Source organism: Terrabacter sp. 2RAF25, assembly GCF_052115265.1.
In the GTDB taxonomy this organism is placed as follows: Bacteria; Actinomycetota; Actinomycetes; order Actinomycetales; family Dermatophilaceae; genus Terrabacter.
The window spans coordinates 1-1,003 of record NZ_JBFRGJ010000023.1 but is presented as its reverse complement, the minus strand read 5'-3'; the positions used below and the strand labels follow the sequence as shown (position 1 = coordinate 1,003).

At 66.4% G+C, this 1,003-nt stretch carries 1 protein-coding gene; it reads right to left on the bottom strand.

Annotated features, from left to right (window positions below; translation table 11 throughout):
• Positions 1 to 7: 7 nt before the first annotated feature.
• Positions 8 to 1,003: Mu transposase domain-containing protein (locus AB4091_RS21775; protein WP_442294985.1), on the bottom strand; the 996-nt coding region annotated here is incomplete at its 5' end.

The window sequence follows — 1,003 nt, the reverse complement described above, 5'->3', positions numbered from 1 at the left end:
TCGCTGCTCATGCCGGTTCCTCCTCACGGTCCAGCAGGCGCATATAGGCCTTGGCCGACGTCTTCTCGACAGTGGCTCTGGGCAGATAGGGATAGATGTCGAGGTCCAGCCTGGGCGGCCTGCGCTCGGCCCGGCACAGGACGAGGTGCTTCACGGCATCGAAGCTGATGGCCCCCAGATGCAGCGCCTGCTTCACGGCTGCGTGCAGGTCGGCCAGATCGAAGCTTTCCATCAGGCGCAGCACCTGCACATAGGCGCGCCGGCCCTGTTTGCCCATCCGCGCTTCCATGAGGCGGCGCAGGGTCGTGAACGCCTCCGGCAGTTCCCAGCCCTGCAGCGGTGCGGCCTGGTCGAGCGCGTTGATCTTCTGCTCGATCAGCGGCAGGTAATGCAGCGGATCGAAGACAACCTCTTCGCGCTCATAGCTGCGCGGATGGCGGGCAATGACCTCCCCGCCGCAGCCGATCACCACCGCGTCGACATAGCCACGGATCCAAACGTCCTGGTGGCCGAAGGCGACCGGAACGGAGTAGTCGTTAGTCCTGTAGCGCACCAGCGCCTGCGAGGAGACCCGACCGCTGGCCTGGTCGCAGGCCTCGAAGGGCGATGCCGGCAGCGGCCGCATCGCCGCCAGATCGCGCAGCAAGCGTTCGCCGATCGTCTCGCTCTCGCCGCGCAGCCGGTCGCTCTGGCGCTTACGGCACTGCTCCTCGAGCCACAGGTTGAACTCGTCCCACGATGCAAAGTGCGGGATCGGCACCATGAAGTTGCGCCGGGCGTAGCCGACCAGTCCTTCGACGCTGCCCTTGTCATTGCCCTTGCCGGGCCGGCCATAGCGATCCCGGATCAGGTAGTGGGACAGGAAGCCGCTGAACAGCGCCGCCCGCTTGCGCGTGCCGTCGGGCAGGATCTTCGCCACCAGGCAGCGGTCGTTGTCGTAGACGATCGACTGCGGCACAGCCCCGAAGAAGGCGAACGCATGGATATGGCCGTCCACCCACGC